General features: G+C 57.9%; 19 protein-coding genes and 1 pseudogene. 3 read left to right on the top strand and 17 right to left on the bottom strand.

Annotated elements, in window-relative coordinates; translation table 11 throughout:
* The first annotated feature begins 51 nt into the window (after positions 1-51).
* Together MUN79_RS01250 and MUN79_RS01245 are read left to right on the top strand one after the other, a co-directional pair.
* Positions 52-933, top strand: coding sequence for a YicC/YloC family endoribonuclease (locus tag MUN79_RS01250; protein WP_244676011.1), 882 nt, complete (start codon positions 52-54; stop codon positions 931-933).
* A gap of 332 nt (positions 934-1,265) precedes the next feature.
* Positions 1,266-1,808 carry a hypothetical protein gene (locus MUN79_RS01245; RefSeq protein WP_157807504.1) on the top strand — a complete coding sequence of 181 codons (543 nt, stop codon included), beginning with the start codon at positions 1,266-1,268 and terminating at the stop codon, positions 1,806-1,808.
* A 165-nt stretch (positions 1,809-1,973) separates the two neighbouring features.
* On the opposite strand, the gene MUN79_RS01240 is transcribed toward MUN79_RS01245, so the two are convergent.
* The 11 genes and pseudogenes from MUN79_RS01240 to tatA all read right to left on the bottom strand — a co-directional run bounded on the left by MUN79_RS01240 (position 1,974) and on the right by tatA (position 19,322).
* Entirely contained in the window at positions 1,974-3,272 is a 1,299-nt protein-coding gene (locus tag MUN79_RS01240) for a M28 family metallopeptidase (RefSeq protein WP_244676010.1), read from the bottom strand.
* 12 nt (positions 3,273-3,284) lie between these two features.
* Complete coding sequence (locus MUN79_RS01235) at positions 3,285-3,692, bottom strand: VanZ family protein (RefSeq protein WP_244676009.1); 408 nt, start codon at positions 3,690-3,692, stop codon at positions 3,285-3,287.
* A 15-nt stretch (positions 3,693-3,707) separates the two neighbouring features.
* On the bottom strand, positions 3,708-4,088 hold the full coding sequence (gene gcvH, locus MUN79_RS01230) for a glycine cleavage system protein GcvH (protein WP_244676008.1): 381 nt from the start codon (positions 4,086-4,088) through the stop codon (positions 3,708-3,710).
* Between the two features lie 177 nt (positions 4,089-4,265).
* Positions 4,266-6,146 carry a T9SS outer membrane translocon Sov/SprA gene (sov, locus tag MUN79_RS29780; RefSeq protein ID WP_262923042.1) on the bottom strand — a complete coding sequence of 627 codons (1,881 nt, stop codon included), beginning with the start codon at positions 6,144-6,146 and terminating at the stop codon, positions 4,266-4,268.
* A 14-nt stretch (positions 6,147-6,160) separates the two neighbouring features.
* The gene (gene sov, locus MUN79_RS01225; RefSeq protein WP_262922969.1) at positions 6,161-11,833 is read right to left on the bottom strand and encodes a T9SS outer membrane translocon Sov/SprA; all 5,673 of its coding nucleotides are present in this window, start codon (positions 11,831-11,833) and stop codon (positions 6,161-6,163) included.
* A gap of 24 nt (positions 11,834-11,857) precedes the next feature.
* On the bottom strand, positions 11,858-12,463 hold the full coding sequence (ruvA, locus tag MUN79_RS01220; protein ID WP_244676007.1) for a Holliday junction branch migration protein RuvA: 606 nt from the start codon (positions 12,461-12,463) through the stop codon (positions 11,858-11,860).
* Between the two features lie 231 nt (positions 12,464-12,694).
* Positions 12,695-14,964 (bottom strand): annotated as a pseudogene (locus tag MUN79_RS01215) (NADP-dependent malic enzyme).
* Between the two features lie 321 nt (positions 14,965-15,285).
* Positions 15,286-17,238, bottom strand: coding sequence for a LysM peptidoglycan-binding domain-containing protein (locus tag MUN79_RS01210; RefSeq protein WP_244676006.1), 1,953 nt, complete (start codon positions 17,236-17,238; stop codon positions 15,286-15,288).
* Positions 17,238-18,677 carry an Asp-tRNA(Asn)/Glu-tRNA(Gln) amidotransferase subunit GatA gene (gene gatA, locus MUN79_RS01205; protein ID WP_244676005.1) on the bottom strand — a complete coding sequence of 480 codons (1,440 nt, stop codon included), beginning with the start codon at positions 18,675-18,677 and terminating at the stop codon, positions 17,238-17,240. Before gatA ends, MUN79_RS01210 begins: the two co-directional genes overlap by 1 nt.
* A 10-nt stretch (positions 18,678-18,687) precedes the next feature.
* Positions 18,688-18,972 carry a Sec-independent protein translocase family protein gene (locus MUN79_RS31640; protein ID WP_375378207.1) on the bottom strand — a complete coding sequence of 95 codons (285 nt, stop codon included), beginning with the start codon at positions 18,970-18,972 and terminating at the stop codon, positions 18,688-18,690.
* 128 nt (positions 18,973-19,100) lie between these two features.
* Positions 19,101-19,322: a twin-arginine translocase TatA/TatE family subunit gene (gene tatA / locus MUN79_RS01195; protein ID WP_244676004.1), complete on the bottom strand. Its 222-nt coding sequence runs from the start codon at positions 19,320-19,322 to the stop codon at positions 19,101-19,103.
* 362 nt (positions 19,323-19,684) lie between these two features.
* Between tatA and MUN79_RS01190 the strand changes: the two genes are divergently transcribed.
* A complete protein-coding gene (locus MUN79_RS01190) occupies positions 19,685-20,608 on the top strand; it encodes a GAF domain-containing protein (RefSeq protein WP_244676003.1) in 924 nt (307 codons plus the stop codon).
* A 251-nt stretch (positions 20,609-20,859) separates the two neighbouring features.
* Here MUN79_RS01190 and MUN79_RS01185 read toward each other — a convergent pair whose 3' ends face one another.
* The 6 genes from MUN79_RS01185 to MUN79_RS01165 all read right to left on the bottom strand — a co-directional run bounded on the left by MUN79_RS01185 (position 20,860) and on the right by MUN79_RS01165 (position 25,938).
* Entirely contained in the window at positions 20,860-22,209 is a 1,350-nt protein-coding gene (locus MUN79_RS01185; protein ID WP_244676002.1) for a murein hydrolase activator EnvC family protein, read from the bottom strand.
* A 78-nt stretch (positions 22,210-22,287) separates the two neighbouring features.
* Entirely contained in the window at positions 22,288-22,998 is a 711-nt protein-coding gene (lolB1, locus tag MUN79_RS01180; RefSeq protein WP_244676001.1) for a lipoprotein insertase outer membrane protein LolB1, read from the bottom strand.
* Positions 22,991-24,079 carry a tetratricopeptide repeat protein gene (locus MUN79_RS01175; protein WP_244676000.1) on the bottom strand — a complete coding sequence of 363 codons (1,089 nt, stop codon included), beginning with the start codon at positions 24,077-24,079 and terminating at the stop codon, positions 22,991-22,993. Before MUN79_RS01175 ends, lolB1 begins: the two co-directional genes overlap by 8 nt.
* The gene (locus MUN79_RS01170; RefSeq protein ID WP_244675999.1) at positions 23,995-24,621 is read right to left on the bottom strand and encodes a tetratricopeptide repeat protein; all 627 of its coding nucleotides are present in this window, start codon (positions 24,619-24,621) and stop codon (positions 23,995-23,997) included. Before MUN79_RS01170 ends, MUN79_RS01175 begins: the two co-directional genes overlap by 85 nt.
* A gap of 59 nt (positions 24,622-24,680) precedes the next feature.
* Positions 24,681-24,815, bottom strand: coding sequence for a hypothetical protein (locus tag MUN79_RS29775; protein ID WP_262922968.1), 135 nt, complete (start codon positions 24,813-24,815; stop codon positions 24,681-24,683).
* Between the two features lie 112 nt (positions 24,816-24,927).
* Positions 24,928-25,938, bottom strand: coding sequence for a sugar nucleotidyltransferase (locus tag MUN79_RS01165; protein WP_244675998.1), 1,011 nt, complete (start codon positions 25,936-25,938; stop codon positions 24,928-24,930).
* Positions 25,939-25,984: the final 46 nt, after the last annotated feature.

Here is a 25,984-nt window from a genome sequence, read left to right as displayed (position 1 = left end):
TTGCACCCGCTTTCACCCGACCACCTTTTTCCACTTTCCATGCTTTTGTCCATGACCGGCTACGGTATCGCACACCGCGAAACCGACCGTTATTCGGCCACGGTCGAAATCAAGTCCTTGAATTCCAAAACGCTGGACTTGAGCCTGCGCTTGCCACGCTTTTTGCAGGATCGGGAATTGGAACTTCGAAATCTTATAACGAAAAGCCTTGTTCGCGGTAAAGTCAACCTTACTTTCGATTTTGTTCGGCCCCGTGGTGCAGTACGTGCCAGCGCAGTCCTTCAGCAGGAAGCCTTGCTGGCTGCTTACCGAGAGCTGGAAAAAGCCGCTGAGCTAGTAGGTGCGCCCAAGGATCAACTGTTTGCCCTGGCCCTGAACATGCCCGGTGTGCTGCAGGCACCCTCCGAAGCTAGCGTGGCGGAAGAAGAAGAAGAGGTAAGCTGGGAGGAGTTACTTCCTTTGGTTACGGAAGCGCTAGAACGGGTGAACCAGTTCCGGCACGACGAGGGTCAGACGCTCACTGGGGAAATCATCGGGTATGTGGAGCGCATTCAGGAATTTTTGACCGAAGTCGAGCGCCACGACCCTAACCGGATTGAACAGGTGCGCTTGCGGCTGCAACAGCATTTGGCTGAGCTTACTGCCCACGAGCAGTTCAATGCGGTACGGTTCGAGCAGGAAGTTCTTTACTATATCGAGAAGCTTGACATTGCCGAGGAAAAGGTTCGTTTGACCAGTCATTTGCAGTACTTCATCGAAACTGTAGGCATACCCGAGCCCAGTGGAAAGAAATTAGCCTTTATTTCGCAGGAAATTGGCCGTGAGATCAACACAATTGGCTCAAAAGCAAATGATTCCACGGTTCAGCACCTCGTGGTAGGGATGAAGGAAGAACTGGAAAAAATAAAGGAACAGATCAACAACATTCTTTAAGTCCAACGCCTTCTGACTAACCCCTCTCAATATGTGAAATTGAACTTTTAGCATAAAATTTGGTATAGTTGTACTACTATGCTGATTACGGAAATTTTATGTTGCTCCAAAGGACATCCAGAAATAGCTATTTCTCGTAAATGCCCTTAACAAGCTCAAAACTCTGTTTTTCTACCTGAAGACAGGGCTCCGAGTTCATGAAGTCAATTATTTTCAAACGAAAATTTGCAGCTTCAGATTTTCTGCGTAAATTGTGTTATCCGAACAGAGCGACTGCTCAATATTCGGACTCTTACTTACCCCTGAATTCCACGTTTTTTTCAGCCACTACTATGAAAAAAGCCTTACTAGCTCCCGTACTTTTGCTGACGCTCATGCTGTCGGCATTCCGCCCCTTCGCCGAGGTGGAAATGATTAAAAAGCGTGTACTCAGCGAGCGAGTTGAAATCTTGATTCCCAAGGGATTTGAGGTGATGAGCGAGCAGCAGATGGACTTCAACTACGCCAAAGCGCAGAGCCGTCCTAGCGTTATCTACACCAACAACAAGGAAGCCAGCATCGCTTTCACTTACACCGACAACACGGCCGATCAGGACATGATCGACATGTATGCCGACAACTTCTACAAAATGTACTCGAAGCAGTACAAGGAGGCGAAGTGGTTCAACAAAGGCGTAAAAGAGGTGAACGGTCGTAAGATCGGTTTCATGGAACTGATGAAGCCAGAGCTTGGCCACGAGGTTTACAACCTGGTTTTCTTCACCGACGTGGAAGGCAAACTCTTGATGTGCAACTTCACCTGCGCTGACCGTCAGAAGCCCGAGTGGGAGGCTGTTGCTAAGCAGATCATGGCCTCGTTCAAGTCGAACGGCTAAGAAACATATATCGGTAGTTTACCGGTAGAATCTAATAATCCTGGAATGGTTAGACTTAGGTCTGATGATTCCAGGATTATTGCGTTTAATCGAGAAAGTAGCAGCTAATAAAAGTGATGCATAATCTGTTCCCCTGAACGCAGTTTATTGCGGCTATGCAGCCTACTAACGCGTCAAAGCAGTAAAGAAGTCGGTAACCAGATGGAACACGCCGGCAAAGGCTGTCAGGGGTAGACCTTCTGATTTATCGTATACATCGTGGTAAGCTTTGCGGCCCCCACGCGTATAAAGGAAAAAGGCCGGAATATTGCGCTCAGAGAAAGGATAATGGTCGGAATTGGCAGCCCGGCCTCGTGCGGCAATGGAGGGAACGTAACGATGCTGGGTATTGAGTTGCTCTAGTAGGCGGAACGGTTTTTCCAGCAGGCGTCCGTTCACCACGGTAATGCCTTCCTCGCCAGTACCCTCTAGGTCAAGATTGACCAGGAACCGCAGTCGTTCTAAAGGAAACAGCGGATGCTGCACGTAGTAGCTTGAGCCCAGCAGCCCGGCTTCTTCCGCACCGAAGGCCATAAACACAATCGAATAAGCTAGCCGGTTCTGGGGTTTGGCGTAATAGTCGGCCAACTCCAGCAACAGCGCGGTACCGCTGGCATTGTCATTAGCCCCGGGGAAGTACGTGCTTTTGCCCATACGGCCTAAGTGGTCGTAGTGGGCGGAAACTACCAGGAAGGAGTCGGGCTGCACGCGACCTGGCACGTAGCCGATAATGTTCTGTGTACTATACTTGGGTATCAGCCGGGCATCTACCTGTAAACTGACCTCCGTGGTGCGGGCTGGCCATCGACTGGCCAATACCTGCAAACGTGGCTGTGCGGCTTGTTGCCCGGCCAATGAGGCCGTCAGCTTATACGGAATAAGCGTGATGAGCGCGGCCGCTTGCCCGATATGCTGAGCAAAGGTCTCGGGCAAGGTCCGGATGCGTTCTGCATCGCGGTGCTGCATGAGTAGTACTTGCCCCTGGAGACCACGCATCAGAAAGCGCTGACCAGCCTGCTCATCCGTGAAAATCAGGGTATCGAGCAGCGTAATGGGCCCGCGGATGCGGCCCGGGCCCGAAGTAGGCTCCAGAATAAAATCACTGCCCGGAGTCAGGGCCTTACCATTAGCTGACAGCGCACACTTACCAGGAAAGGTATTAATAGCAATAGGAAATGACTGGGTGTAGTGTGGTGTAAAGGACCGAAGACCGAGCTCCCGGAAACGCTGCCGAATATAGCGGGCAGCCCGGGTATCGCCTTGGTTGACGTAGCCGCGGCCATGCATAGCCGGGCCGGCCAGCGTAGTAATGGTGGCGCGGGCCCGACCCATATCCTGGCCCAGCGCAGTTGTCGTATTGACAAAGGCTCCGAGACCAATTCCCAGCAGGTAGGCTGAAGTAAGAAAGGGGAGAGGACGCGGCATAGGGAACAAGGATTAAGCCCACCAGCGGCGCAGTGCCCGTGCCAGCAACAAACCAGTCACAGTACCAATACCGTCACTGATGACATCTGACCATTCACCGTGCCGGCCCAGGTCCATGGTAATCTGCAGGAACTCAATCAAGGCGCCTAGCAGTATACCTTCCACCAGCACTATGCTAAACGCGTGGCGTTGGCGCCAGACATAGCGTTGCTGCCGGATGCTGGAAAAGTAACTTAAGGCTGCCAGCACCAAGAACACAAAGGCATGCGCAGCCGAGTCGAAAGAAATAAGCTCCCACGGCGGCACCGTGGGCATAGACTTGGCTGGCGTTAGGGTCAACACCAAAATCAGCGCCGCCCAAGCCAGGGGCAGAGCGGCAAAGGCTCGGCGACGAGGCAGGGGCGGCGCGGTAGGCTGCACAGGAGTAAGGCGAAATTAAGCGCCGATCAACTCACCGTAGCTTTCAGCCGTGAGCAAGGCATCTATTTCAGAGGGGTTCGACAGGCTCATTTTGATCATCCAGCCGTCGCCGTAGGGGTCAGCGTTGACCGTCTCGGGGCTGCTGTCGAGCTTGTCGTTGATTTCTACCACGGTGCCCGACACGGGGCTATACAGGTCGGAAACCGTTTTTACGGCCTCCACGGTACCGAAAATCTCGTTTTGAGCTACTTCTTTGTCGAGGGTGTCAATGTCCACGTACACGATGTCGCCGAGCTCTTTCTGGGCGTGGTCGGTGATGCCGATATAAGCAAATTCGCCTTCCACACGAATCCATTCGTGCTCTTTGGTGTACTTCAGATTAGCGGGGAGATTCATGGGGTGTTGTTTTGGGAGGTTGAATACCGGCGCGGGGCGCCTTGGGCCAAAAGTACGGGTTGGCGTGGGAAATGGCTAAAAACCGGAGGCCCCAAATAGATGAAACCCAAAAAAACAGCCCCGGCACCTAAAACGGGCCGGGGCTGAAAGGGTACTCAGTACTTAGATTATCGCGGGTTACTGCGACAGGCTGTAGCGAAGCTGCAAGCCGCCCTCGGTAGCCGAGTTCTTGAACGAGTTCTGCACGCGGGGCTCGGTAACAGTGCGGGAGAAGAAAATCTGCAGGTTCAAGCGCTGGTTGAGCACGTAGTCGATGGTAGGGCGCAGCTGTAGCTGCCGGGTACCGTTGGTGGCCAGACCCCGGGAGCGACCTACGTTAGGCTTCGCGTTTGGTACCTGTTCGCCTTTATCATTCAAGGAAAGCGGATCCACCACATCTTCAATTGTGCGCTGAATGGTGGTATTGTCCCGGATAGACAAGTCGAGGCGGGCCGTCAGCTCGTTTTTCAGAACGCGCTGCTCACCCCCGATGCGGAAGGGAATCTTCAGGCGGTTGGTAGCGTAGCCGAAGCCGATAACCAGTTCCTGGGAGTGCAGCTCGGTTACCTGAGCGTTGGTCGTGTTCAGGGTGATGCCCCGCTCGGTGCGCAGCTCTACCCGGCCCGTTACTTTTTGCAGGGTCTGGAAGTTGACGCCAATCAACGGCGAAAGCCGCTCGGCAATGGTCACCTGCCCCACGATGTAGTAGGGAATGAACTGCCCGGCCGTGTTGAGGAACTGTGAAAACGAGCCGGGCTCCTCCGCATACTGCGTGGAAGTGGTGTAGCTGGCCACGGTGTAGGAAGAAGCGTACTGGTGATTGAGCGTGATAGAGCGGAAGTAGCGCTTCATGAAGGGCAGCTCAGCCAGGCCGTTGTAATCGATGCGCCAGTTGGGCACGGGCAGCAGGGCGAAGGGGTTAAACTTCTTAGCCTTGTATCCATCGGAGGAGCGGCCCTGGTACGCGTCGATGAAGGCAGGAATCAACACTTCCTGGGAATTATAGCCGTATGCTCCCTTCTGTTCAGTCCGGCCGTCACCATAGGCATTTTCGTTGGCCTGCTGGAGCCGGTCCCGAATGATGCCGCGGTTAGCCACAAACCGGTCGAAGGCTTTCGACACTTCTCCTTTGGCGCTACGGTCGCCAAACAGGGTTTTGATGGAAATAAACGAGGTGCTGAACGTACCCGTGCTCAGGGGCAGGCGCAGGGCCAGACTGTCGCCCCGCACGGGTGCCCCGTAAGGCAGTTGCGTAGTCGTATCCACGGCCAGACGATAGAACGTCTCGTTGTTGCGTACCCGCTGCCAGCGACCATCCAGCTGAATGTTGAAGTCGCGGAAGGGCTCCAGGGCGGTACGCAGAGTCAGGTTTTCGGTGAGCAGGGAGCTGAACGGCGTGTTGAGCAGGTCGCTGCGCCGGGTGTACCAGCCATTGGAGCTAACCTGGTTGTAGAGCTCATCCAGACCATACTGCTTGCCCAAAATAAAAGGTATGCCGGGCGCCAACTCGTCATTCAGGCCGAAGAATCGGGTGCCGGGCAGGTAACCGGGCACCAGCGTGCCGGAACTGCGGGTGTAGGTAAAGTTCAAGGACCGGGCCGTCATCAGGGACCGAAGCACGGCTTTAAGGGCACGCAGCTCCGGACCTTTGGCCGTATCCTGGGCGGCCGTAGCAGCGGGCTGACCTTTTTCCTGCAGACGTTCCAGCGAGGGGGGCAAGGTACCTTTGCGGCCGGCCGTGCGCTCCTGCTGGCCGGGCGGTGGGGCATTATTGATGATGTTGAGGAAGCGCACCTTGTTGTAGAGCTTCACCAAGTCAATCTTGCCGTTGGCGCTGATTTCGGCGTTGTTCTGAATGGTGTTGCCCAGCTGCACCGGAGCCGTCAGCTTCAGGCTGTCCGGATTCGTCGAGGTGGGAAACAGAGGAGCCGTTAGGGCCGTCGAAGCTGCTTGCCAGCTGTAGTTAGCCGCGTAACGCGTATCAGCCGACAGCCAGTCAGTGAGGGGAAACTTGTCCAGAGGCAGACGATAGGTCAGGGCAATGGTCTGGTTGAAGTTGGTGGTGCGGCCCCGCGCAGCAGGTTGTTGCGCAGATCCTGCCGGTTGGCCACCGCCAGTGGGTCGTTGCCCCGGCTTGGACCGGCTCCCTCGTCAATAACCGAGCGGTTATTAGCTGTATAATCGAAAATCAGGCTCTTGGTCAGGTCCCACTTCAGGTCGTAAATCCGGTTGAAGAAGAAGCTCTTCTGGTAAATCGGAAGAATACCGTCGATGGTGGGTACCTGTCCGGGCTCCAGGGTGCGCTGCAGCTGCCGCTCGTTGTAGCGACGGTCTAGGTCGGCCCGGAAGGCAAAGCGGCTGGGCAGGGGCGTGAAGTTCAGCTCCTGGAAAATCTTCAGGTACGGCGAGTCCAGCGCCTTGATTTTAGCCAGGGGCGTGTAGGTTTTGGGCGTCGTCTGGTACACGTAGGCCAAGGCGCCGGTGTAGGTCTTGGTGTAGTCCCGGTCGGTGCGGATGTCCGTGTGCGTGCGCTCGGTCAGGGCATAGCTCAGGGCAAAGTTCTCCACGTCGTAGGGGCGCACCTTCTTCTCGGGGTTCACGCGTTCCTTGCGCACGTTGAGCAAACTTATACTTCGACTACTGGTCTGGTCAATAACCTCTTTTCGGTACGCCGCCCTTTCGTCGGCCGACTCAAACTTCTGTAAGGACTGCTCCAGCTTGGTGTCCGGGTCGAGCGGGTCGTACTTGGGGCTGCGGCTTTCCTGACCGGCCTGTACCAGCACCGGAATGCGCAGGCCCAGCTTCTCGGGCAGGAACTTGTCGGCGGCAACGGCCGCGTTCAGGTCGCCGCGCAGCACGTTGTCCAGGGAGCGTTGGGCCACTTTGTCCTGCAGGCCACCGAAGCCCACGGAGGTAAAGCTACCCGTGGCCGTGATGTTGGCCAGGTCGGCCAGCTTGGTGTTGAAGCGGGCCGTGGCAGCCCAGCCGTTTTCCCGCTCAAAGTCGAACACCCGGAACTCATCGGCCCAGATGCACACCGACTTGCTGGCGTTATCATCTTGCGGGTTCAGCACGCCAATCATGACGCCCTGCACGGCGCTGAAGTCGGGGTTACCCAGAATGGTGATAGTAGCCCCATTGGGCAGTTGCGTCACGAAGGGCTCCGACAGAGGTGAATTAGTCTGGTTGCGAACCGCTTTGGCGTCAATGAACTGCTGGAAGGAAATCTGAATTTCGTTTTCCTCGGGCCAGATGTCGCGCTGGGAAGTAGAACCAGGTTTGGTAATGTGCAGGGGCAGCGAGTACTCGTAGTAGTTCTGGGTGTAGTCGGTGCCAATGCGCACAAAAGCCCGTACCTGACCCACCGGACCATTCACAATCCGGTTGTCCTCGCTTTCGGCGTGCAGGAACAGGCGCAGCTGCTTGTAGCGCAGCATGCTGATGTTGATGTTCTTGTAAGCGGCTTTGCCCACCCCGTCGCGCAGGTCTTCCACGCACAGGCGCAACGACTGCTCGTTCTGCTCCCGGTTTACGGTGCTCGAGCCGTACTCTTTGTCGCGCTGAATGTTCGGCGGCAACACGTACGGAATAGCGTCGGTGCCGCTCACGCCGGCAATACCATTTTCCTCAATGCTCACCGTAGAAATGGTGAACGGGGTGTTATCCTCGCCGCAGTTGATGCAGCTTGACCCGGGCTGGGAAATCGGGCTCAGGAAGCGGCGCCACTGGTTGGCCACAAACTGGGGTTGTACCAAACGCAGTACTACGGGCTCTTGCCAGCCGGTGAGGTACATGCGCACGAAGCGAATCGACTTGTAGCCGAAGGTCGTTTGTCCTTGAGGCAAGCCTACTACGCCCGAAGGCTGGCGAATCGGAATACGGAACTGGTACCACGACACCTGGTCGCCGGTAATGGAGTTGGTAACCTTGTCGACAATGTAGTTCTGGCCAACTTCCATCTGGTCCGGCCGCAACGACATTTTCCACTCGTAGTACCGCTCCGTGTCCGAAATGACGTTGTCGCGGTTCAGGTCTTCCTTGTCGGGCAGGGCCGTGGAGCTCAGCTGGCTGTTCTCGCGGGAGTTGCCTTCCATGCCGTTATACTGTTTATAGCGGCCCAGGATCTTGTAGTTGTTGTTGGTGTAGAAATCGTCGAGGTGGTGGCGGAAGTTGTCGCCCGAGGGGTCGTCTACCGAGCTGTACACACCATTGAAGAAAGCCTTTTCCTCGCTGTCGTTGAGGCCTTCCAGGCCAATGTCCTGCCGTTCGCGGCCGCCGGGAGCAGTGCTGAAGGCGTCGGTCAGGAACTGCTGGCGCGTCACGCGGCCCCACACCGTATTGCGGGTGTCCTGCGCAACGTTGGCCGGGTCCGTGGGCAGGCCGTTTTCAAACTCGTGCTGGTTGGCGTCGGTCAGCACGTCTTCCGATACCGAGCCCAGGTTCAGGTACAGTTCCCCACCCGTGGTGTTGCTTACTGGGGTTGCCGGGTCTAAATTTTCGTCGTCGTCAATTTTGCCGTTGTTCCCCTTAATGAAGGGGTCCATCATCCAGAACTCCATGTACTCGACGTTGGCGTTGTCGAAGTCGGTATCGAAGGTGATTTCTCGGCTGATGCCGCCGTAGTGGGTCTTGGGGTCCGTATTTAGCAGCTTGCCGTCGGCGCTGATGTCCTTGGAATAGTTGTACTGGCCGCGCTCCTTGGGGAAGTAGGCCAGGTCCAGAGAATATTCGAAGCCATTGCCAGTGGCGCCCACGTCCCGGTTAGGGAATATTTCAGTGCGCTGAATGCCACGGGTGTAGTGGTTGCGCAGGTCGTTGTCGCCAATGTTGCTGGGCTTGCCGGGGCCGCCGGTGTAGTACGTCTGGTCAACGGTGTACCAGGCCAGCTTGGCCCGCTTAAAGCCGTAAGCCAGGTCGTTGGCACCGGCCGGCACCAGGGGCGCCGGGGTAGCAGCCAGGCGCCAGGCGGTAGCCGCACTCACGCCGCCCAAAGAATAGGGTGTGCGGGCGTTTTCGAAGTCGTCGATGTAAGACACCCCATCTTCGCCGCGGCCGAGCTTCGACTTGCCGGGCACCAGCTGGGCAATTTCTCCGCTGAAAGCTACCGACGAAGGCTCCTTGGTCGAAATGAGTGGCAACATGTCCAAGTACTTGGTCAGGGCCCGCGACTCGCGCCGCATGTTCACATCGAAGCCGTAGATGGTATTGTTGCCGGGCTCGTCGCCAATGTTGACGCGGTTTATGCCGGGCGCCTGATTTTCGAGCAGGTGCAGCACCGTGGCGCCAAAGTTCACGTCCTGGTTGAGGCGGTAGTCAAACCGGGCTCCGAGCAGCTTGCGCGGCTGTACCTGTACCAGGGCATTCTTTTCGAACGACACCTTCAGCTCGTTGGCCGAGTTGAGGTAGCTCGGGTTCAGAATCTTGACCTTGGCCTGGTCGTAGAACACCTGGTAGTCGCGGCCTTCTTCCAGCACCGTGCTACCCGACGTTACGCGCACCGAGCCTTCAGCAATGCCCAGGCCGGGCAGGCTGATTTCGTCGGTAGCCGTGGCCTGAAACCGGCCGCGCAGAAAGAACTTGTCTTTTTCCTGGCGCTGCTGGGCGTCGCTCTGGGTCTGATTGTAGAGCTCCTGGTACACGTACTGGCGGGCTAGCTCCCGCTCCCGCTGGGCATTGCCACCGGATGTGCCCGCCGTGTCGAACTGGGCCCGCAGGTAGCTGCCAAAGGGCTCCACCACCGGGAAGATGATCTTGCCCAGGTCCGGGTCGATGGTCGTGCCGGGGAAGAAGTCGAAGTTGCCGTCGGGGTTCTGGTCGTTGTTGGGGTTCACGTTATCCAGGTTCAGCACCTGAATCAGCGGCTTGTTGGCAATGCGCTGCCCTTCCTTCAGCGAGATAAGGTCGACACCGGTTGCGTCGTCCTTGTACACGATTTGCAGCTGAAAATTGTCGCGGTTGAGTTGGCTGGCGTTCAGGGAGTAGATGTTTTTCATCATCAAATCCCAGGTTGGCAGATTGCGCGTTTTCAGGTTCTCGTTCCTGGGGTTCACGTCCGGGTCGGCCAGCTGCACGCCGGGGTTGCTGGCCTTGAGCAGCTTCAGGTAGAGTACCTGCTCCTGCGTTACCTGGGTGTTGTTGGTCGAGATTTCCCCAACGCTGTAGCTCCTGCCGTTGTAGGTGTACGTGTAGGCGACGGCCAATACCTGCTCGGGCAGCAGGGGCGTGTTCAGCGAAAGGTAGCCCAGCTGGGCGTTGTAAGTATACTCGCGCGGATTGAGCAGACGGGCCCGCACCCGTTCGTAGTCCACTGTTTTGGAGAGCTGCTGTTGCTTGCCGCTGTATTTATTCTGCAGGTAGTTGTCTACCGACTCATTGCTGCGGCTGTCGCCACCCAGTACCACTTCCTGGTACACGGGGTTCGATTCGTTGGCGGCCGGCTGGCGGCTCACGCTCCGCTGAAACTGGGGGCGGTACACCCGCACCGGCTCGGCCAAGTCCATTAAGGCCACTACGTTGCGCAAGTTGTCGCTCTGGCGGTTGTCGTTGGTGACGTAAACCTCGATGTTATTGATTTCGATACCCGACTGAATCGTGGGCAGGTTGCGCAGGGCCGCGTCGTACCGGTCCCGGAAAAACTGGGACAGGAAGAAGTGCCGGTCCCGCTCGTACTGGCTCGACTTAATTTCGAACTGGCGGCTCTGGGCGCCGTTCTGCACGCTCACTGCGTCGGCGGTGCCGCGCAGGGTGCTGGCCACGGCCGTCACGGCCAGCTTGCCAAACTGCAGCTGAGTTTTGACGCCGAACAGGTTTTGCCCGCCCTGAATCAGGGAGTTGTTGAGCGGCAGGCTTACGTTGCCCAGCTCAATTTTGCGGATGATTTCCGTCTCGAAGCCCGTGTAGTCGAGCTTCATGTTGTTCTCGAAGTCAAAGGCTGCCTTGGTGTCGTAGTTGAACGTGAGCCGCAGTTTCTCCCCGATCTGGCCGGTGAGGTTCAGGTTCATGTTCTGCTCGTACTGAAAGTCGCCCACCCGCTGCTGCCGCAGGGTCAGCGTAGGGTTCAGGTTGCGGTTGAAGCGCGCGCCCATGCGCAGGGTCACCGCTCCATTAGGGCGAATGTCCACGTAGCTGCCTCCGAAGAGGCGGTCGGCCATGGGACCCAAATAAATCTTGGGAATCAGGCGCTTGGTTTCGGGCGCGGCCGGGTCGCCCACGATGCCGCCCGCCGAGCGGGTCCGGAAATAGTCGCGCACGGCCTGGCGTTGCTGCCACTCCGAATATTCCTGGAACGTCATGCGGCTCGGGTCACGGAAATCAATGTCCGTCCCAACCTTTTCGCGCACATCGTAGTATTCTAGACTGTCGTCGGGCGTTACCTGCAGGTTTACGTTCGAAGGCAGATCCAGCAGCAGCGGCGATTGACGCCGCTGGGGCGCAAACGGCGAGCCGGGCCGATCCTCCGGATCAACCTTAGGCCGGCGGCTAGGCCGGTAGCGACTGGTATCGGGTAATACGACCCGGGGCGTGTCGGGAGGGGCAGCAAAAGCCACGCGAGCCAGGCGACCAGGCTTAGGAAGCCAGGCCCACAGCTGACGCAAGGCAAAGGGACCGGCTCCGGTAGGCGCGGCCTGTGACCACCAGGCCAGCAAGGACGCGACAATAACTACCGAAACGGTGAGGGACTTCTTACCGGAGTTCAAGTGTAACAAGCAGACGCGGGGCCAGGTAAAATTCTAATGAGACTTAAGAGCAAACTTAATTAATTCCTCCACGCTCAGCTCGTTGCCATGCTTTTGCTGAATCTGATCCAGGTTCTTCTCGGCGGCGGCACGGGCAAAGCCCAAGGTCACTAAGGCGGCTAACGCTTCCGAGCGATTCGTATTGTGTGCCCGGGCCAGCGGTACGGTATCGACGCCGGCTTTGCTGAGCAGCTCATCTTTGCGCAGCTTGTCGCGCAAGTCCAGAATTACGCGCTGTGCCGTTTTAGGACCCACTCCCTTGATGCTCTGAATAGAGCGTACATCCTCGTTGACGATGGCGTGGCGGATTTCGCCCACCGACATCGACGAGACCATCATAATGCCCGTGCCCGGCCCAATGCCCGACACCGAAATCAGGTGCATAAACAAGGCCTTCTCGTTGGGGTCCAGGAAGCCGTAGAGCGCCTGAGCGTCTTCCTTGATATGTTGGTAAGTATAAATCTTGGCCTTCTCCCCCTCGCCCGGGAGCTTGGAGTAAGTGGTCAGCGAAATTTTAATTTCATATCCCACGCCGTTCACGTCCATAATGGCCATGGTGGGGTCCTTGTAGGCTAGTTTTCCGTCGATGTACGCAATCATGCAAGCAAGCTAAGAATAAGAAACTGAACGCGGCAGGGCACCAACTACGGCACAATAGGGATATTGCCATACTCGGAGCCCGTGAAGGGCCGGTGAAAAGCAACGAAACGCACGAGGTTTTCTATCCCAAATCTACTGGCTTTTTCCACTAAAAAACGGGATGTTTCCGCCGAATTTATGGTCGGAAACATCCCGTTTTCTGGATGTTTAAGCAGGTTTTAGTGGAGGCCGCTACAGAGGCTTGCGGTTGGTTTGGGCATCCACCACGGCAATGGCCGTCATGTTCACGATTTCGCGCACCGAGGCGCCCATCTGCAGAATGTGCACCGGCTTGCGCATGCCCATCAGTACCGGCCCGATAACCTCGGCCCCACCTATTTCCTGCAGCACTTTGTAGGCAATGTTGCCCGATACCACGTTGGGGAAAATCAGGGTGTTGGCGCCTAGCTCAGCCAGGTCGCTGAAGGGGTACTGCTCGCGCAGCAGCTCGGGGTTCAGGGCCGTGTTGGCCTGCATTTCGCCGTCGAGGAGCAGATCAGGGTAGCGCTTCTTAGCCAGCTCGGTAGCCAAGCGGGCCTTGTCGGGCAGCAGGCCGGGGTTGGAGCCGAAGTTGGAGTAGCTCAGCACCGCAACGCGGGGCTCGGTGTCGAAGAAGCGCACGGTGCGGGCTGCCAGCCCGATAATGTCCACCATTTCCTCGGCCGTAGGGTCGATGTTTACGGTGGTATCGGCAAAGAAGAAGGGGCCCTTTTTGTGCTGGATGATGTACATACCCGCCACCCGCTTCACCCCGTCGTCGACGCCAATAACCTGCAGGGACGGCAGAATGCTTTTGCCATAGTCCTTGCTCAGACCGGTGATAAAGGCGTCGGCCTCGCCGGTTTCGACCATCATGGAGCCGTAGTAGTTCCGCTCGCGCAGCAGGCGGCGGCCTTCATACAGCGTAATGCCGCGGCGCTGCCGCTTGCGGAAAATCAGTTCGGCGTACTCGTCGCGCTTGGCGTCTTCCTCCAGAATGTCAATAATCTGGCAGCCTTCCAGGTCGAGGCTGTTGGCGCGTGCAATGGCGTCAATCTTCTTGCGGTTGCCCAGCAGAATCGGTACGGCAATGCCCTCGTCGTACACGATTTGGGCAGCCTTGAGGATTTTGTAGTTGTCGCCCTCGGCAAAGACCACGCGCTTGGGGTTAGCCTTGGCCGCGCTGGTGATGCGGTTCATCAGCTTCTGGTTCACGCCCAAGCGGCTGCGCAGCTCGTCCTCGTAGCCCATCCAGTCCGTGATTTCGCGGCGGGCCACGCCGCTGGCAATGGCGGCTTTAGCTACGGCCACGCTCACGGTAGTTATCAGGCGCGGGTCGAGGGGCTTGGGAATCAGGTAGGTGCGGCCGAAGGTCAGGGTGTTGTCGCCGTAGGCCTTGTTGACCATATCCGGCACGGGCTCCTTGGCCAGCTCGGCCAGGGCCTGCACGGCGGCCAGCTTCATGGCCTCGTTGATTTCGGTGGCCCGCACGTCCATAGCTCCCCGGAAAATGTAGGGAAAGCCCAGCACGTTGTTTACCTGGTTGGGGTGGTCAGAGCGGCCGGTGGCCATGATGATATCGGGGCGGGTAGCCAGGGCCAGCTCGTACACGATTTCCGGATCAGGGTTGGCTAGGGCAAACACGATGGGGTTGTCGGCCATCTTCAGCAGCAGCTCGGCGGGCAGCACGTTGGCCGCCGACAAACCCAAGAACACGTCGGCGCCTTCCATGGCCTCGGCCAGGGTCGTGACGTTGCTGGAGGTGGCAAACTGCATCTGCAGCTCGGCCAGGTCGGTGCGGTGCTGGTTGATGACGCCGTCCTTGTCGAACACGGTCACGTTGGCCACGTTCAGGCCCAGTTCCCGGTACAGGCGCAGGCAGCTGATGGCCGCGGCGCCCGCGCCGCTCACCACGAGCTTGATTTCCTTAATGTCTTTGCCGACCAGCTCCAGGGCGTTCAGGAGGGCGGCCGACGAAATAATGGCCGTGCCGTGCTGGTCGTCGTGCATCAGCGGAATGGTCATTTGCTCGCGCAGGGCCTTTTCGATGATAAAGCACTCGGGGGCCTTAATGTCTTCCAGGTTGATGCCACCAAACGTAGGCTCCAGCGACTTAACGATGCGCACGAACTCCTCGGGGTCGGTGCAGTCGATTTCGATGTCGAAGCAGTCGAGGCCGGCGAACTTCTTGAACAGTACACCCTTGCCTTCCATCACCGGCTTGGAGGCGTCGGGGCCGATGTTGCCCAAGCCCAGCACGGCCGTACCGTTGCTGATAACGCCTACCAGGTTGCCCTTGGCCGTGTACTTATACACGTCGTCCTTGTTGAGGGCAATGGCTTTGCAGGGCTCGGCCACGCCGGGGAGTAGGCCAGGGCCAGGTCCAGCTGGGTGCTGACGGGCTTGGTGGGCACCACTTCAATCTTGCCCGCGGGGTTCTGGGAGTGGTAGTCGAGGGCTTCCTGTTTGTTTATTTTGAGCATAGGGGCGGAGCAATGGATGAGGGCTTGCTACAAAGCAAGTAAGCAAGTTGGGGCGAAATCAGCCGGAATCAAAGCTAAAACAGCGGGCGGCCGGCGGAGCCGTAAGGCGTGGCAGCCTGTCTGGGGCCTCTGCAAAAGATCTGGCACCAAAGTTACGTCAGGAGTTTAAAAGCGACCTGACAACCCGTAACTGCTGTTGAGCCACCCCTAATACGCTGAGAAAAAAGCAAGAAAAAAGCGCAACGTCGGATAAAGCTAATCCGCGTTGCGCTCTGTGATTAAGTGCGCAAACTTCTCCACTAAAAAGGCCGGGCAGTCAGATTAGCCCTGCACCAGCAGCTTCTGCCCCGGCTTTACCTCATCCGATTTGAGGTGGTTGAGTTTGCGCAGCTGTTCCACCGTCACGCCCTGGTAGCGGCGGGAAATGTTGTAGAGCGTGTCGCCAGGCTGTACCAGGTGCACCTTCGGGGCGGGCAGGACCTCAACGGAACGAGCAGCCGGCGTCCGGCGGGCTATGCTTTTAGCAGCCGCAGCGGCTTCGGCCTCGGTAGGGGCGCGCAGCAGCAGTTTCTGCCCCGGCATTACTGCCTCCGTTTCGAGGTTGTTCCAAGTCATTAGCTGGGCTACCGTTAGGCCCCGCTCCCGGGCCACCCGGTTCAGGTTGTCACCTTTGCGCACCGTGTACTCCGTAGGCAGGTTTTCGTCGGCCGGCGCAGTTGAGGCTTTGGGTTCAGCTGCGGCAGTTACCGTTTCTCGCGTTTGGCGGCTGGCCTTTACAGAAGCCACAGCTTTTTCCGGGGCTGCGGCAGGGGCGTCTTCTGCTTCCGGCTGGGATACAGCCGGTGCTTTGGCCGCTACACTGATTTCTTTTTCAGGCTGGCCCCCGGGCAAAGGCAGTTTGGCGGGTACCGTTGCCTTGCGCACGGCCACCACGGGAGCTGTCGTTTCCGAGGCTTCCAGTGGTACAAATACCACCAGCTGCTGCTTGGGTACCAGGGCTCTGCCTTGACGTAACTTGTTCCAGCGCCGCACCTGAGCCGGACTCACCTCGTAGCGAGCCGCCACGTCGGCTACACTTTCCCCACGCTTCACCGAGTGCCGGATGCGGCGGTACTGAGGCTTGTCAGCCGCCTTGGCCGCGGCCGCCAGCGCAGCACTAGCTGAGTCGGCGGCGGGCAAAGCTGGTACCAGCGGGGTAAGCGGACGGGGTGGGGGCAGAACTACTTTGCAGAAGTCGAGCACCGTGTTGCGGTCCAGGGCCACCAGTTCGGTCCGCACGCAAGCCGGAATTGTCAGCTTGTAGTTGCGGACCGTTTCGGGCAGGTAGGTTTTGCGAATTTCGGGGTTGTAATGGGCCAGGGCCGCCGAGTCGAGGCCAAACTGTGCCGAGAGCTTGCGCAAGTCCAGGCTGCGGCCCGAAATCATGAGCGTATCGGTGGCTTCGGGATACTGATAGCGTAGGGAGTCGTTGTGCAGGCCGTGTTCCTTGGCATACTGCAGCGTGTACATGGCCGCCGTGAAAGTAGGCACGTAGTTGCGCGTTTCCTTGGGCAGCTGCGGGTACAAATCCCAGAAGGTACGCTTGCCGGTGCGCTTCATGGCCCGCTGCACGTTGCCCCCGCCCCAGTTGTAGGCCGCCATAACCAGCTCCCAGTCGCCAAACATGCGGTACAGGTCGCGCAGGTACTTGCAAGCCGCCTCCGTCGACTTCTCCGGATTCATCCGCTCGTCGATATACTCATTCTGCACCAGCCGCATGTCGCGCCCGGTCGGCCCCATAAACTGCCACAAACCCACGGCGCCTACCCGGGAGCGGGCCGTAGGCAACAAAGCCGATTCAACTACGGCCAGGTATTTCAAATCCTGGGGCAGGTGGTATTTGGCCAGATACTTCTCGAATAGCGGGAAATACAAGTTTTGCCGCTCCAGAATCCGCTGGGTATAAGCTCGGTTGCGCAAGGTGAAGTAATTCACAAAGCTCATCACCGTGCCGTTGAACACGTGCGGCATGTCGGTATCCAAGCAGCTTATCCGGTCCCCGACCAGGTCGCGCAGCTCGGGGGGCGTTTGTAGCCACACCAGCCGGGCCGAGTCGGCCGCCGACGTCGATTCGGCTACCAGGGAGTCGAGCGGCTGGGTGAGCTGCACGCGGGTGGTATCGTCACTGCGCGTACCGGCCGGATTCAGTTCGGGTTGTATTTGGGCCGCCCCGGGACGGGCAGCAACAGCCAGGAGCAGAAAAGGGGCGGCAACGCGCAGCAACGACTTTTTCATCAGGGAATAGCTGGAGTGAGGGATTCCGTGAGGGAGTTGGCAAACGCCAGCAAGTGCTCCTCGCGGAACGCGCCGCTGAGCACCTGCACGCCAATCGGTAGCCCGGCCGAGTCGACGCCGGCTGGTACCGAAATGGCCGGCACGCCCGCCAGGGAAGCCTGTACGGTGAAAATGTCGGCCAGATACATAGCCAAGGCGTCTTTCTGGTTTTCGCCAATCTTAAACGCCGTAGTGGGCGTGGTCGGCAGCACCAGGAAGTCGTACTGGCGCAACAGCTCGTCGGTCTTGTCCTTAATCAAACGACGCACCCGCTGGGCTTTAGTATAATACGCGTCGTAATAATCGGCCGAGAGTACGAAGGTGCCCAGCAGAATCCGGCGCTGCACCTCGGGGCCAAAACCCTGGGCGCGGGTTTTCTTGTAGAGCGACTCCAGGTCGGTAGCGTCGGGAGCCCGGTAGCCATACTTCACTCCGTCGAAGCGGCTCAGGTTGGAGCTGGCTTCGGCCGTGGTCAGAATGTAGTAGGAAGGCACGATGAAGTCGAGGTAGGGAAACTCCACGGCATCTACTACGTGGCCCTGGCCGCGGAGCGTGTCCAGGGTTTCTTCCACCGCCGCCTTTATTTCGGAATTCAGGCCGGGCCGTTCCATCGTGTCGCGGATGTAGCCGATGCGGTAGTGAGGAGCAGGCGTCAGCAGCTCACTATAAGCCGGCACGGGCTGCTGGCTCACGGTGCTGTCGAAGTCGTCGGGGCCCGCCATTACTTCCAGCAGCAGGGCCGCGTCTTCCACCGAGCGAGTCAGCGTGCCAATCTGGTCAAACGACGAGGCATACGCTACCAAACCGTAGCGGGAGATGCGCGAGTAGGTGGGCTTGAAGCCGATAATGCCGCAGAAAGCTGCCGGCTGGCGCACTGAGCCGCCGGTATCGGAGCCAATCGAGGCCAGGCACATATCGGCCTGTACGGCCACGGCCGAGCCGCCCGATGAGCCGCCGGGGACTCGCTCGGGGTCAATTTCGTTGCGGGCCGGGCCGAAGTAAGACGTTTCATTCGAAGCGCCCATGGCAAACTCGTCGCAGTTCTGGCGGCCGATGAGTATGGCGTCCTCGTCGAGCAAGCGCTGCACGGCCGTACCGGTAAAGAGCGACTTGAAGCCGTCCAGGATGTGGCTGCTGCTTTGCAGGGCGTGGTCCTTGTAGGCCAGCACATCTTTCAGGCCGATGACCATACCAGCCAGCTTGCCGGCGGTGCCGGCGGCCAGCTTAGCATCCACGGCCTCGGCCTGGACAAGGGCTTCTTCGGGCCACACTTCCAGAAAAGCATTCAAATGGCTTTTCTTCTGGATGTTATCCAGATAATACTCCACGAGCTGACGGCAGGTGGTAGTGCCTGCCGTCAGCTCGTTGCGAACTTCCGTAAGAGAGGTAAAGCGTCTCAAGTGGTTGCTATCAGTTGGTCGTTTGATCAAGGCGGGGCCGCTCTTCCGTATGGGGCACCGGGGGCGTAATGCCGCCGTCCATGGGCGGAGCTATAGGAGCTACGGGAGCGGTGTAAGCCACATTCACGTTGTCGGCAGCATTGGGGTGCTCCGGCGTGGTAGGTTGTACTGGCGCCGAGTACGCGGGCGGGGTCTGGTAGCCGGCGTTGGGATTGTGGCGGGGCTGGTCGGCGTTTTCAAACTCGCTGCGGATTTCGCGCGACGCGTCTTTGAACTCGCGGATGCCTTTACCCAATCCCCGGGCCAGTTCTGGAATCTTGTTGGCCCGAAGAAGATCAGGATAACAACCATGATCAGCATGATTTCGCCGCCGCCAAGGTCGCCTAGGAAGAGAAACGTGGGAGTCTGCATAATTCTGAGCGGTTACAGACGGGTTTGATTCGGGTCATTAGGATTCACCGGCCGGTCCCGAAACTCGGGCTGCTCGTCTTTGGAGGCGTCTTTAAACTCCCGGATGCCTTTGCCCAGACCTTTAGCCAGCTCCGGAATGCGCTTGGCACCGAACAACAAGATAATAACAAAAAGAATCAGCAGGATTTCGGTCGTGCCGAAGTTGCCGATCAGAAAAAGCGAGGCAAGTGTCATATACAGTTGGCCTAAGGCCGATTTGGGGTGGCAAAGCTTATTGTACGCGAATAAGCGCCGGTTAGGATTGGTAAAAGTACCCGATAATTTTCAAATGCGTTTAGCCGCCGCAATTCGGAAAAAAATATTCAGCCCCTAGTTCAATCCTTTGCAAGGGACTTCTCCGTATATACAGGGATTTTGGCCAGCCGCAGCGCGGCTATGGGTAGGTTTGTGCCGGGCTTCATCTATAAAATCTGAACGTTGGCAACGCGGATGGATCTTTATGATAAAGCATTTTTATCTTTAAATTGTTATGGTAGCGGCTGCCCCCTGCCTTTTCCGATGATTGACCAATGCCAGCGAAGACGAGCCTGCCTTTTTTGCCTAACTCCATTACCCCTCAGTCCCTGCGTGATGCCCGGGAAACTGACCGCTTAGAAGCACTGCGTAACTACCAGATCCTAGACACGCCTCCCGAGGAAGTGTTTGATGATCTGGCGAAGCTGGCAGCCTGCATCTGCGGCACGCCTATTTCACTGGTTTCCCTGATTGATGCCGACCGGCAGTGGTTTAAAGCCAACGTGGGCTTAGAAGGCGTGGAAAGTACGGAGCGTGAAATATCGTTTTGCCAGCACGCCATGTTTGGTACTGACATCTACGAGGTGGAAGATGCTGGGAAAGACCCGCTCTTTAGCAGCAACCCGTTGGTCGTTAACGACCCAGGTATTCGGTTCTACGCCGGCGCGCCGCTGATGACGCCTGATGGGCAGCCCCTGGGCACCCTGTGCGCCATCGACCGGGTGCCGCGCCGCCTGACCGAGCAGCAGCGGGAGGCCCTGCGCATTCTGGCCCGGGAAGTGGTGGCCCACCTGGAGTTGCGCCGCGCCCGTCTGCAGCTCGAGCAGGAGCAGCGCAAGCTTGACGGCCTGCTGCGCATGGCTAACGATGCGGCTGATTCCCTGTATATGGTGAGCCGCAACGAGCTATTTATTAAGCAGGACCATAAGCTGGTACGCGTCAGTGCCGCCGACATTCGGTATGTGGAGGCCCTGGGCGACTATGTCAACATCTACGCCGGGCGCGACCGGCACACCGTGTACAGCACCATGAAGGAGCTGGAAACCAAGCTGCCGCCCGCGAGTTTGCCCGGGTGCACCGCAAGTACATCGTGCGCCTCGACCGGATTGTGGCCATTGAGGCCGATGCGGTGGTCGTGGATACCGGCCGCGGGGCCGAAGGCGTCAGCAACTTATTACCCGTCCCAATCGGGAGTTCTTATAAAGCAGGCTTGCTTAATCGTTTGAACTTAGTGTAGGGCTTGGCCGGACAGGAAAAGATATCCTTGGCCGAGAAATATTACACTTTCAGCGAAAGATGATGGGATTTGATAGTGACACAACTATCTTTCGTCCTGTTATCAAGGAATGCTTCATGGCGAGTGGAGACGGCAACGTCTTAGCCGCTGCGAGGAGGTTTCTGGTAGCTAAGTTTGTTTTCATAGCTCAGAAAGGCACCGTACTCTGTACGGTGTTTTTTTATGTCCTTACGGTTGAGCTTACTTGCGGCCGAGCCAGTTCTCCGGGTTTAGGTTGGAGCTGTTGCGCCACACCTGAAACTGAACCTCCGAAGTGCCATCGGGGCTGGTGTATACGGTGCCAATCTGCTGGCGCATATCCACGTGCTGGCCTTCCGTGACGCTGACGCTGCGCAGCTTGGCGTACACCGTAAAATACTCGCCGTGCTGAATCATGACGATGTTGTTCATGCCCGCAATGCTGGCCACGGTAAGTACCTTGCCCTCGAAAATAGCCCGCACCGGCTCCCCGGCGCTGGTCTGAATATCAACGCCCCGGTTTTCGACAATAACATTCTTGAGCACCGGGTGAGCGTGGCGGCCGAAGCGCTGGGAAATAAACCCCTTGGAAACGGGCCACAGCAGGCGGCCTCGGTTGTCGGCAAACGAAGAGGAAAGCTCCGCCGTTTCGGGCGTCAGGGTCACCTTATCCACGCGTTCCACGGCTTCTTCTTCGGCCGCGGCGGCTTCGGCGGTGGCCGCCCGGGAAGGAGAGGAGCTGGGTCGGGCGGCCGTTCCTGAACCGGCATTGGCGCGGGCGGCATTAGCCCGGGCTCTGGCCGCCGCGGCACGGGCGGCGGCCCGGGCCGCACGGGCAATTTCTTCCCGAACCCGCTCGGCAATCAGGTTGTCGAGGCGGCCCACGGCCTGCTGACGCTCGGCCAGCTCCTGGCGCAGACTTTCCTCCTGCTGACTGAGTTTGGTCACCACCTGGTCCTGCTGGGTTTTGAGCGTGACTAGGTTGCGGTTTTCGGTGAGCTGGGTGGTGAGCAGGCTGCTTTTCTCCTGCTTTTTAGCGGTTAAGCCGGTGAGCTGCTGGTTTAGGCGCTGCTTGGTGCTGGTAATCTGGGCGGCCTGGGCCTGGCGCACTTCCGAGTACTGGCGGATATAGCGCAGGCGCAGCATAAACTGGTTGAACGACTCGGCCGCAAACAGGAACATGATGCGGTTGTAGCTGTTGGCCGTTTTCGACGAGGCGTAAATCATCCGCGCGTACTCGGCCCGCAGCTGCTCTAGGCTCTGCTGGGTTTTCTGCACCTGGGTTTCGGTCTGCCGCACATCCGACTCGATGTACTTCAGGTCGGAGGAAATGTTCTTGATAACGCCCTGCTGCACCGTCAGCTTTTCCTTCAGGGCATTGAGCTGACCGACGGAAGCTTCCTTTTGTTTCTGGGTTTGCTCCAGAATTCGGCTGGTTTCCTGAATCCGCTTGAGCGTGGCGCGCCGCTCCCGCAGCAGCTGGGCCTTGGTTTTGGGTTTGGTAGTGCTGCTGCGGGTAGTGCGCTGGGCCCATACCGGTGCATTCTGCACGACCAACAGACTAAATAGCACCAGGAAAAAAGCGGTACGCTTACTTTTTGCGAACATAGCCCTTAGGCACCGAGAAGGGGAAAGAAAGCCGCTCCTGGTCTACGTCAATGTTCCGGTAGCTAATCGTGGCGGTGGCCGGCTTGCCTTTGGTGACTTGGCCCTGCACCAGTACCCCGTACGCAAACGGTAGTCCGCTGGGAGCCAGGGGCGGAAGTCGGAAAAGTCGACGGTAAACTGGTTCTGGGTTTGCTGCTCGGCCAGCTTGATCTGCTGCACCCGGTTGCGCGTCAGCTCGATGAGTTGGGTGATAAGCACGTTGCCTTCCTGAAACTCGACCCGCTGCATGGCGCCTTCATCGGCCACCTTGGGCGTGGTGCTGGCCTCGGCGGGCAAGTAGTTACCCAGCAGCAGGGCCTGTACCCGGTCAAAGGTCACGGGCACGTTCAGCAGGCGGCTTAGGTAGGCATAGTCGCCGGCGTAGTACTCTTTCTGCAAGTAATTAATCACCTGCACCGAGTCGCGGGTAATGTAGGCCCGTACGCCTTCGATGCCCAGCGACACCGACAGCCAGATGGCGCTGTCCTTGCGCACGCGCAGGTTGAGGTTGGCCGTTTGCTGCAGCTGCGGCATGTCGACCTTGATTTTGCCTTTGGCTTTCAGGTAACGAAAGTCCAGGTTCTTGGCTTTTACCAGTTCAGAGCCTTTGGCTGGCGCAGTGGTCGTGGCCGACTTCGTCGGGAAAATCTTGGAGCTACAGCCACTGAGCAGCAGGCCCACCCAAAGCAATACCAGCGGAAAGCACTTATTCATAGAGTCGTTTGTCTTTGATCTTGCGGTCAATCAGAGCTGAAGCTCCGCCCGCTTTTTTGGCTTTTTGCCATTCGGCCATGGCCAGTTCTTTTTCCCCGAGCTGAAACAGTACGTCGCCGTAGTGCTCGATGATAGTTGCGTCGGTACTCGTTTTTAGCGCCTTTTCCAGGCTTTGTCGGGCCCCGGTGTAGTCCTTGAGCTTATAAAGCACCCAGGCGTAGGTGTCGAGGTAGGTGTCGTTGGTGGGAAACTGCTTGACCAGCTTCCCCGACATTTCCTTGGCCTTTTCCAGCTTCTCGCCCCGGATGGAGAGGAAATAGCTGTAGTTGTTCAGGGCCTGGGCATTGTTGGCATCAAAGGTCAGCGCCGCCTCATAGGCCGCATCCGACTTAGCGTACTCCTTTACTTCATGGTAAGCGTCGCCGAGCTGGGTGTCTATCTGAGCCAGCAGCTCGGGATTGTCGGTAGCCAGCTTGCGGCCGTATTCCAAGGATTTGATGCCCTTGGTCGGCTGCTTTTTCAGGAGCTGGGCCACGCCGTTGTAGTACCAGAGCGGAGCCTGGTTGGGAAACAACTCTAGGGCCTGGTCGGTGTGGCGCAGCAGGGAGTCAATCTGGTTTAGCTCGGCGTCGATAAGCACCACTTGCTGCCAGATCTGAAACTTTGAGTTGTCGAGCTTGACGGCTTTCAGGTAGTTGGCCCGGGCCAGCTCTTTGCGCTCCGTAATGGTTTGAATGTCGCCGGCTACGGAAAAGGCCTTGGCTTCCCGGGGGTGGACGCGGGTGGTAATATCGGCCAGCTCCAGGGCAATGGTTTCCAGGGCCGGGTTGGGCAGCTGCTTGATGTAGTCCACCAGAATGCGGACTTTCTCGTCAATATCAAGGCCCGGACTTTCGAAGGCCAGCTTGATCTGCTTGTCCGACTCGGGCTTATTTTGCTGCTGCCGATAGATGTCGGCCAGAATCATGCGGGCCTGGGGGTTGTCGGGGTCCTGTTTCAGCGCCTTTTCCGCCACCCGGATAGCGTCGGGAAAACGGTTGTTGGCCGCGTACATTTCGGCCTGGGCCAGCACGTAGCGCACTTCCTCGGGTTGGAGGCAATCAGGGCTTCGCCTTCCTGCAGGGCCTTGTCGAGGTTGTTCTGCTTGAGGTAAATCTGCTGCTTCTTGAACGACACCTCGTCCAGCGGACCAAACTGCTTTTCGGCCTGCTCAAACGTGGTTAGAGCCTCGTTCAGCTTGCCCTGAGCCAGGTACAGATCAGCCAGGTTGAAGAGGTAGTAGCCCGAATCGGGCACGTCCTTAATCAGGTTGGTATACACCTTGGCCGCCTGGTCGTACTGCTTCTGGGACGAGTAAATCTGGGCCAGGAGCAGGTAATAGTAGGCGTTTTTAGGGTCGAGCTTCACGGCTACCAGCGCGAAGTTGGTAGCATCCTTGAGGTTGCCGCTGAGCAGGTTGGTTTCGGCAATCTTGTAGTTGATGGCCGCATTGGTCGGATTCAGAGCGTAGGCTTTCAGCAGCCGCTCTAGCGCCTTGTTGTAATCCTCCAGCAGCACAAACTTGACGCCTTCCACGAAGAACGACTCGCTCATTTCCCGGTCTTTCTCCGAGAGTTCCCGCACCTGCTGCCGGGCAACGTCCAGCTCGGCGCGGTGGGCCAGCTCCTTGCGCTCCTTACGGCTCAGCTTGCGGGTTTGGTTTCGGCAGGCGGGGCATCTTTGGCCGGCGCTTCCTTGCCCGCCGGCTGCTGGGCATACCCCGGCCCGGCCAGCAGCAGGCCCAGCAGGAGAAAGGTGAAAGGAGCAAATCGACTCATGAGCGCAGTAGCACGGACGGCTGTTCGCCGTTCAGAAAAAAGAGTTACGCCAAATAAACAAATCTGCGGACAGAAGCCCGCGCTACTGCTAACATCAAGAGCGACAAAAATATCACACGCGCAGCGTGTTGTAGTCGCCCAGGCTCAGATCATCGGGTGTACCGGTCACGGAGGCAAAGTTGCCAATCATGGAGTTGGTCACGTTGGCATGCAGTACCGTGGCCGACTGCTGCACGATGGAGTTCGATACCACCGAGCTGCGCACGTTGCTGTTGTCGCCCAACGACACGTGCGGTCCTACCACAGAATCAGTAACCACCACGTTTTCGCCGATGTAGACCGGGGGAATAACTACGGAGTTAACCAGCTTAGCCGATTCGGCCACCAGGTTTTCGCTGCGTTCCTGCAGGTATTCCAGGTAGCGCTGGTTGGTGTAGACCGTCGCGTCCTTGTTGCCGCAGTCGAGCCATTCCGTAACGCGGCCGGGCACGAACGTCGTGCCCTTGTTCTTCATATTTTCCAGGGCATTGGTGAGCTGGTACTCGCCTTTGTCCTTGATGTCGTTGTCGAGCAGGAACTGCAGCTCGTCGCGCAGGTATTCGCCGTCCTGGAAGTAGTAGATGCCGATGATGGCCAGGTCGGACACAAACTCCTGGGGTTTTTCCACGAAGTCGGTAATCTGGCCCTGCTCGTCGAGCTTCACCACGCCGAAGGGTTTGGGGTCGTCTACGCGCTGCACCCAGATGGTGCCGGCGGCCGAGCTGTCGAGGGTGAAATCGGCCTTGAAGAGCGTGTCGGCAAAAGCTACTACCAGCGGGCCGCTCAACGATTCTTTGGCGCAAAGAATGGCGTGGGCCGTACCCAGAGGCTCGTCCTGGTACACGATGGTGCCCTTAGCGCCCACCGACTCCGCAATTTTAATCAGGCTTTTCTCTACCGTTTCGCCGAAGCGGCCGATGATGAAGGCCACTTCATCTACCTGCTCACCGCAGACCTTGGCAATATCTTCGACCAGTCGTTGCACGATGGGCTTACCGGCAATCGGAATCAGGGGCTTGGGAACGGTAAGAGTGTGGGGGCGCATGCGCTTTCCCATGCCAGCCATCGGAACGATGATTTTCATAGCGAAAAAGAGAATTTTAAGGAGTTGATTTTGGTGTTGAAACGTA

Source organism: Hymenobacter cellulosilyticus, from assembly GCF_022919215.1.
GTDB lineage: Bacteria > Bacteroidota > Bacteroidia > Cytophagales > Hymenobacteraceae > Hymenobacter > Hymenobacter cellulosilyticus.
The sequence above is the reverse complement of the archived record's forward strand: the minus strand, read 5'-3'. Positions and strand labels throughout refer to the sequence as shown.

Excerpts from the sequence above, each read along its gene's own strand:
- MUN79_RS01250 (WP_244676011.1), top strand. The coding sequence starts at position 52 with ATGACCGGCTACGGTATCGCACACCGCGAAACCGACCGTTATTCGGCC.
- MUN79_RS01165 (WP_244675998.1), bottom strand. The coding sequence starts at position 25,938 with ATGAAAATCATCGTTCCGATGGCTGGCATGGGAAAGCGCATGCGCCCC.
- MUN79_RS01210 (WP_244676006.1), bottom strand. The coding sequence starts at position 17,238 with ATGAAAAAGTCGTTGCTGCGCGTTGCCGCCCCTTTTCTGCTCCTGGCT.
- lolB1 (WP_244676001.1), bottom strand. The coding sequence starts at position 22,998 with ATGAATAAGTGCTTTCCGCTGGTATTGCTTTGGGTGGGCCTGCTGCTC.
- ruvA (WP_244676007.1), bottom strand. The coding sequence starts at position 12,463 with ATGATTGCGTACATCGACGGAAAACTAGCCTACAAGGACCCCACCATG.
- gcvH (WP_244676008.1), bottom strand. The coding sequence starts at position 4,088 with ATGAATCTCCCCGCTAATCTGAAGTACACCAAAGAGCACGAATGGATT.
- MUN79_RS01240 (WP_244676010.1), bottom strand. The coding sequence starts at position 3,272 with ATGCCGCGTCCTCTCCCCTTTCTTACTTCAGCCTACCTGCTGGGAATT.
- MUN79_RS01245 (WP_157807504.1), top strand. The coding sequence starts at position 1,266 with ATGAAAAAAGCCTTACTAGCTCCCGTACTTTTGCTGACGCTCATGCTG.
- MUN79_RS29775 (WP_262922968.1), bottom strand. The coding sequence starts at position 24,815 with ATGAGTCGATTTGCTCCTTTCACCTTTCTCCTGCTGGGCCTGCTGCTG.
- tatA (WP_244676004.1), bottom strand. The coding sequence starts at position 19,322 with ATGACACTTGCCTCGCTTTTTCTGATCGGCAACTTCGGCACGACCGAA.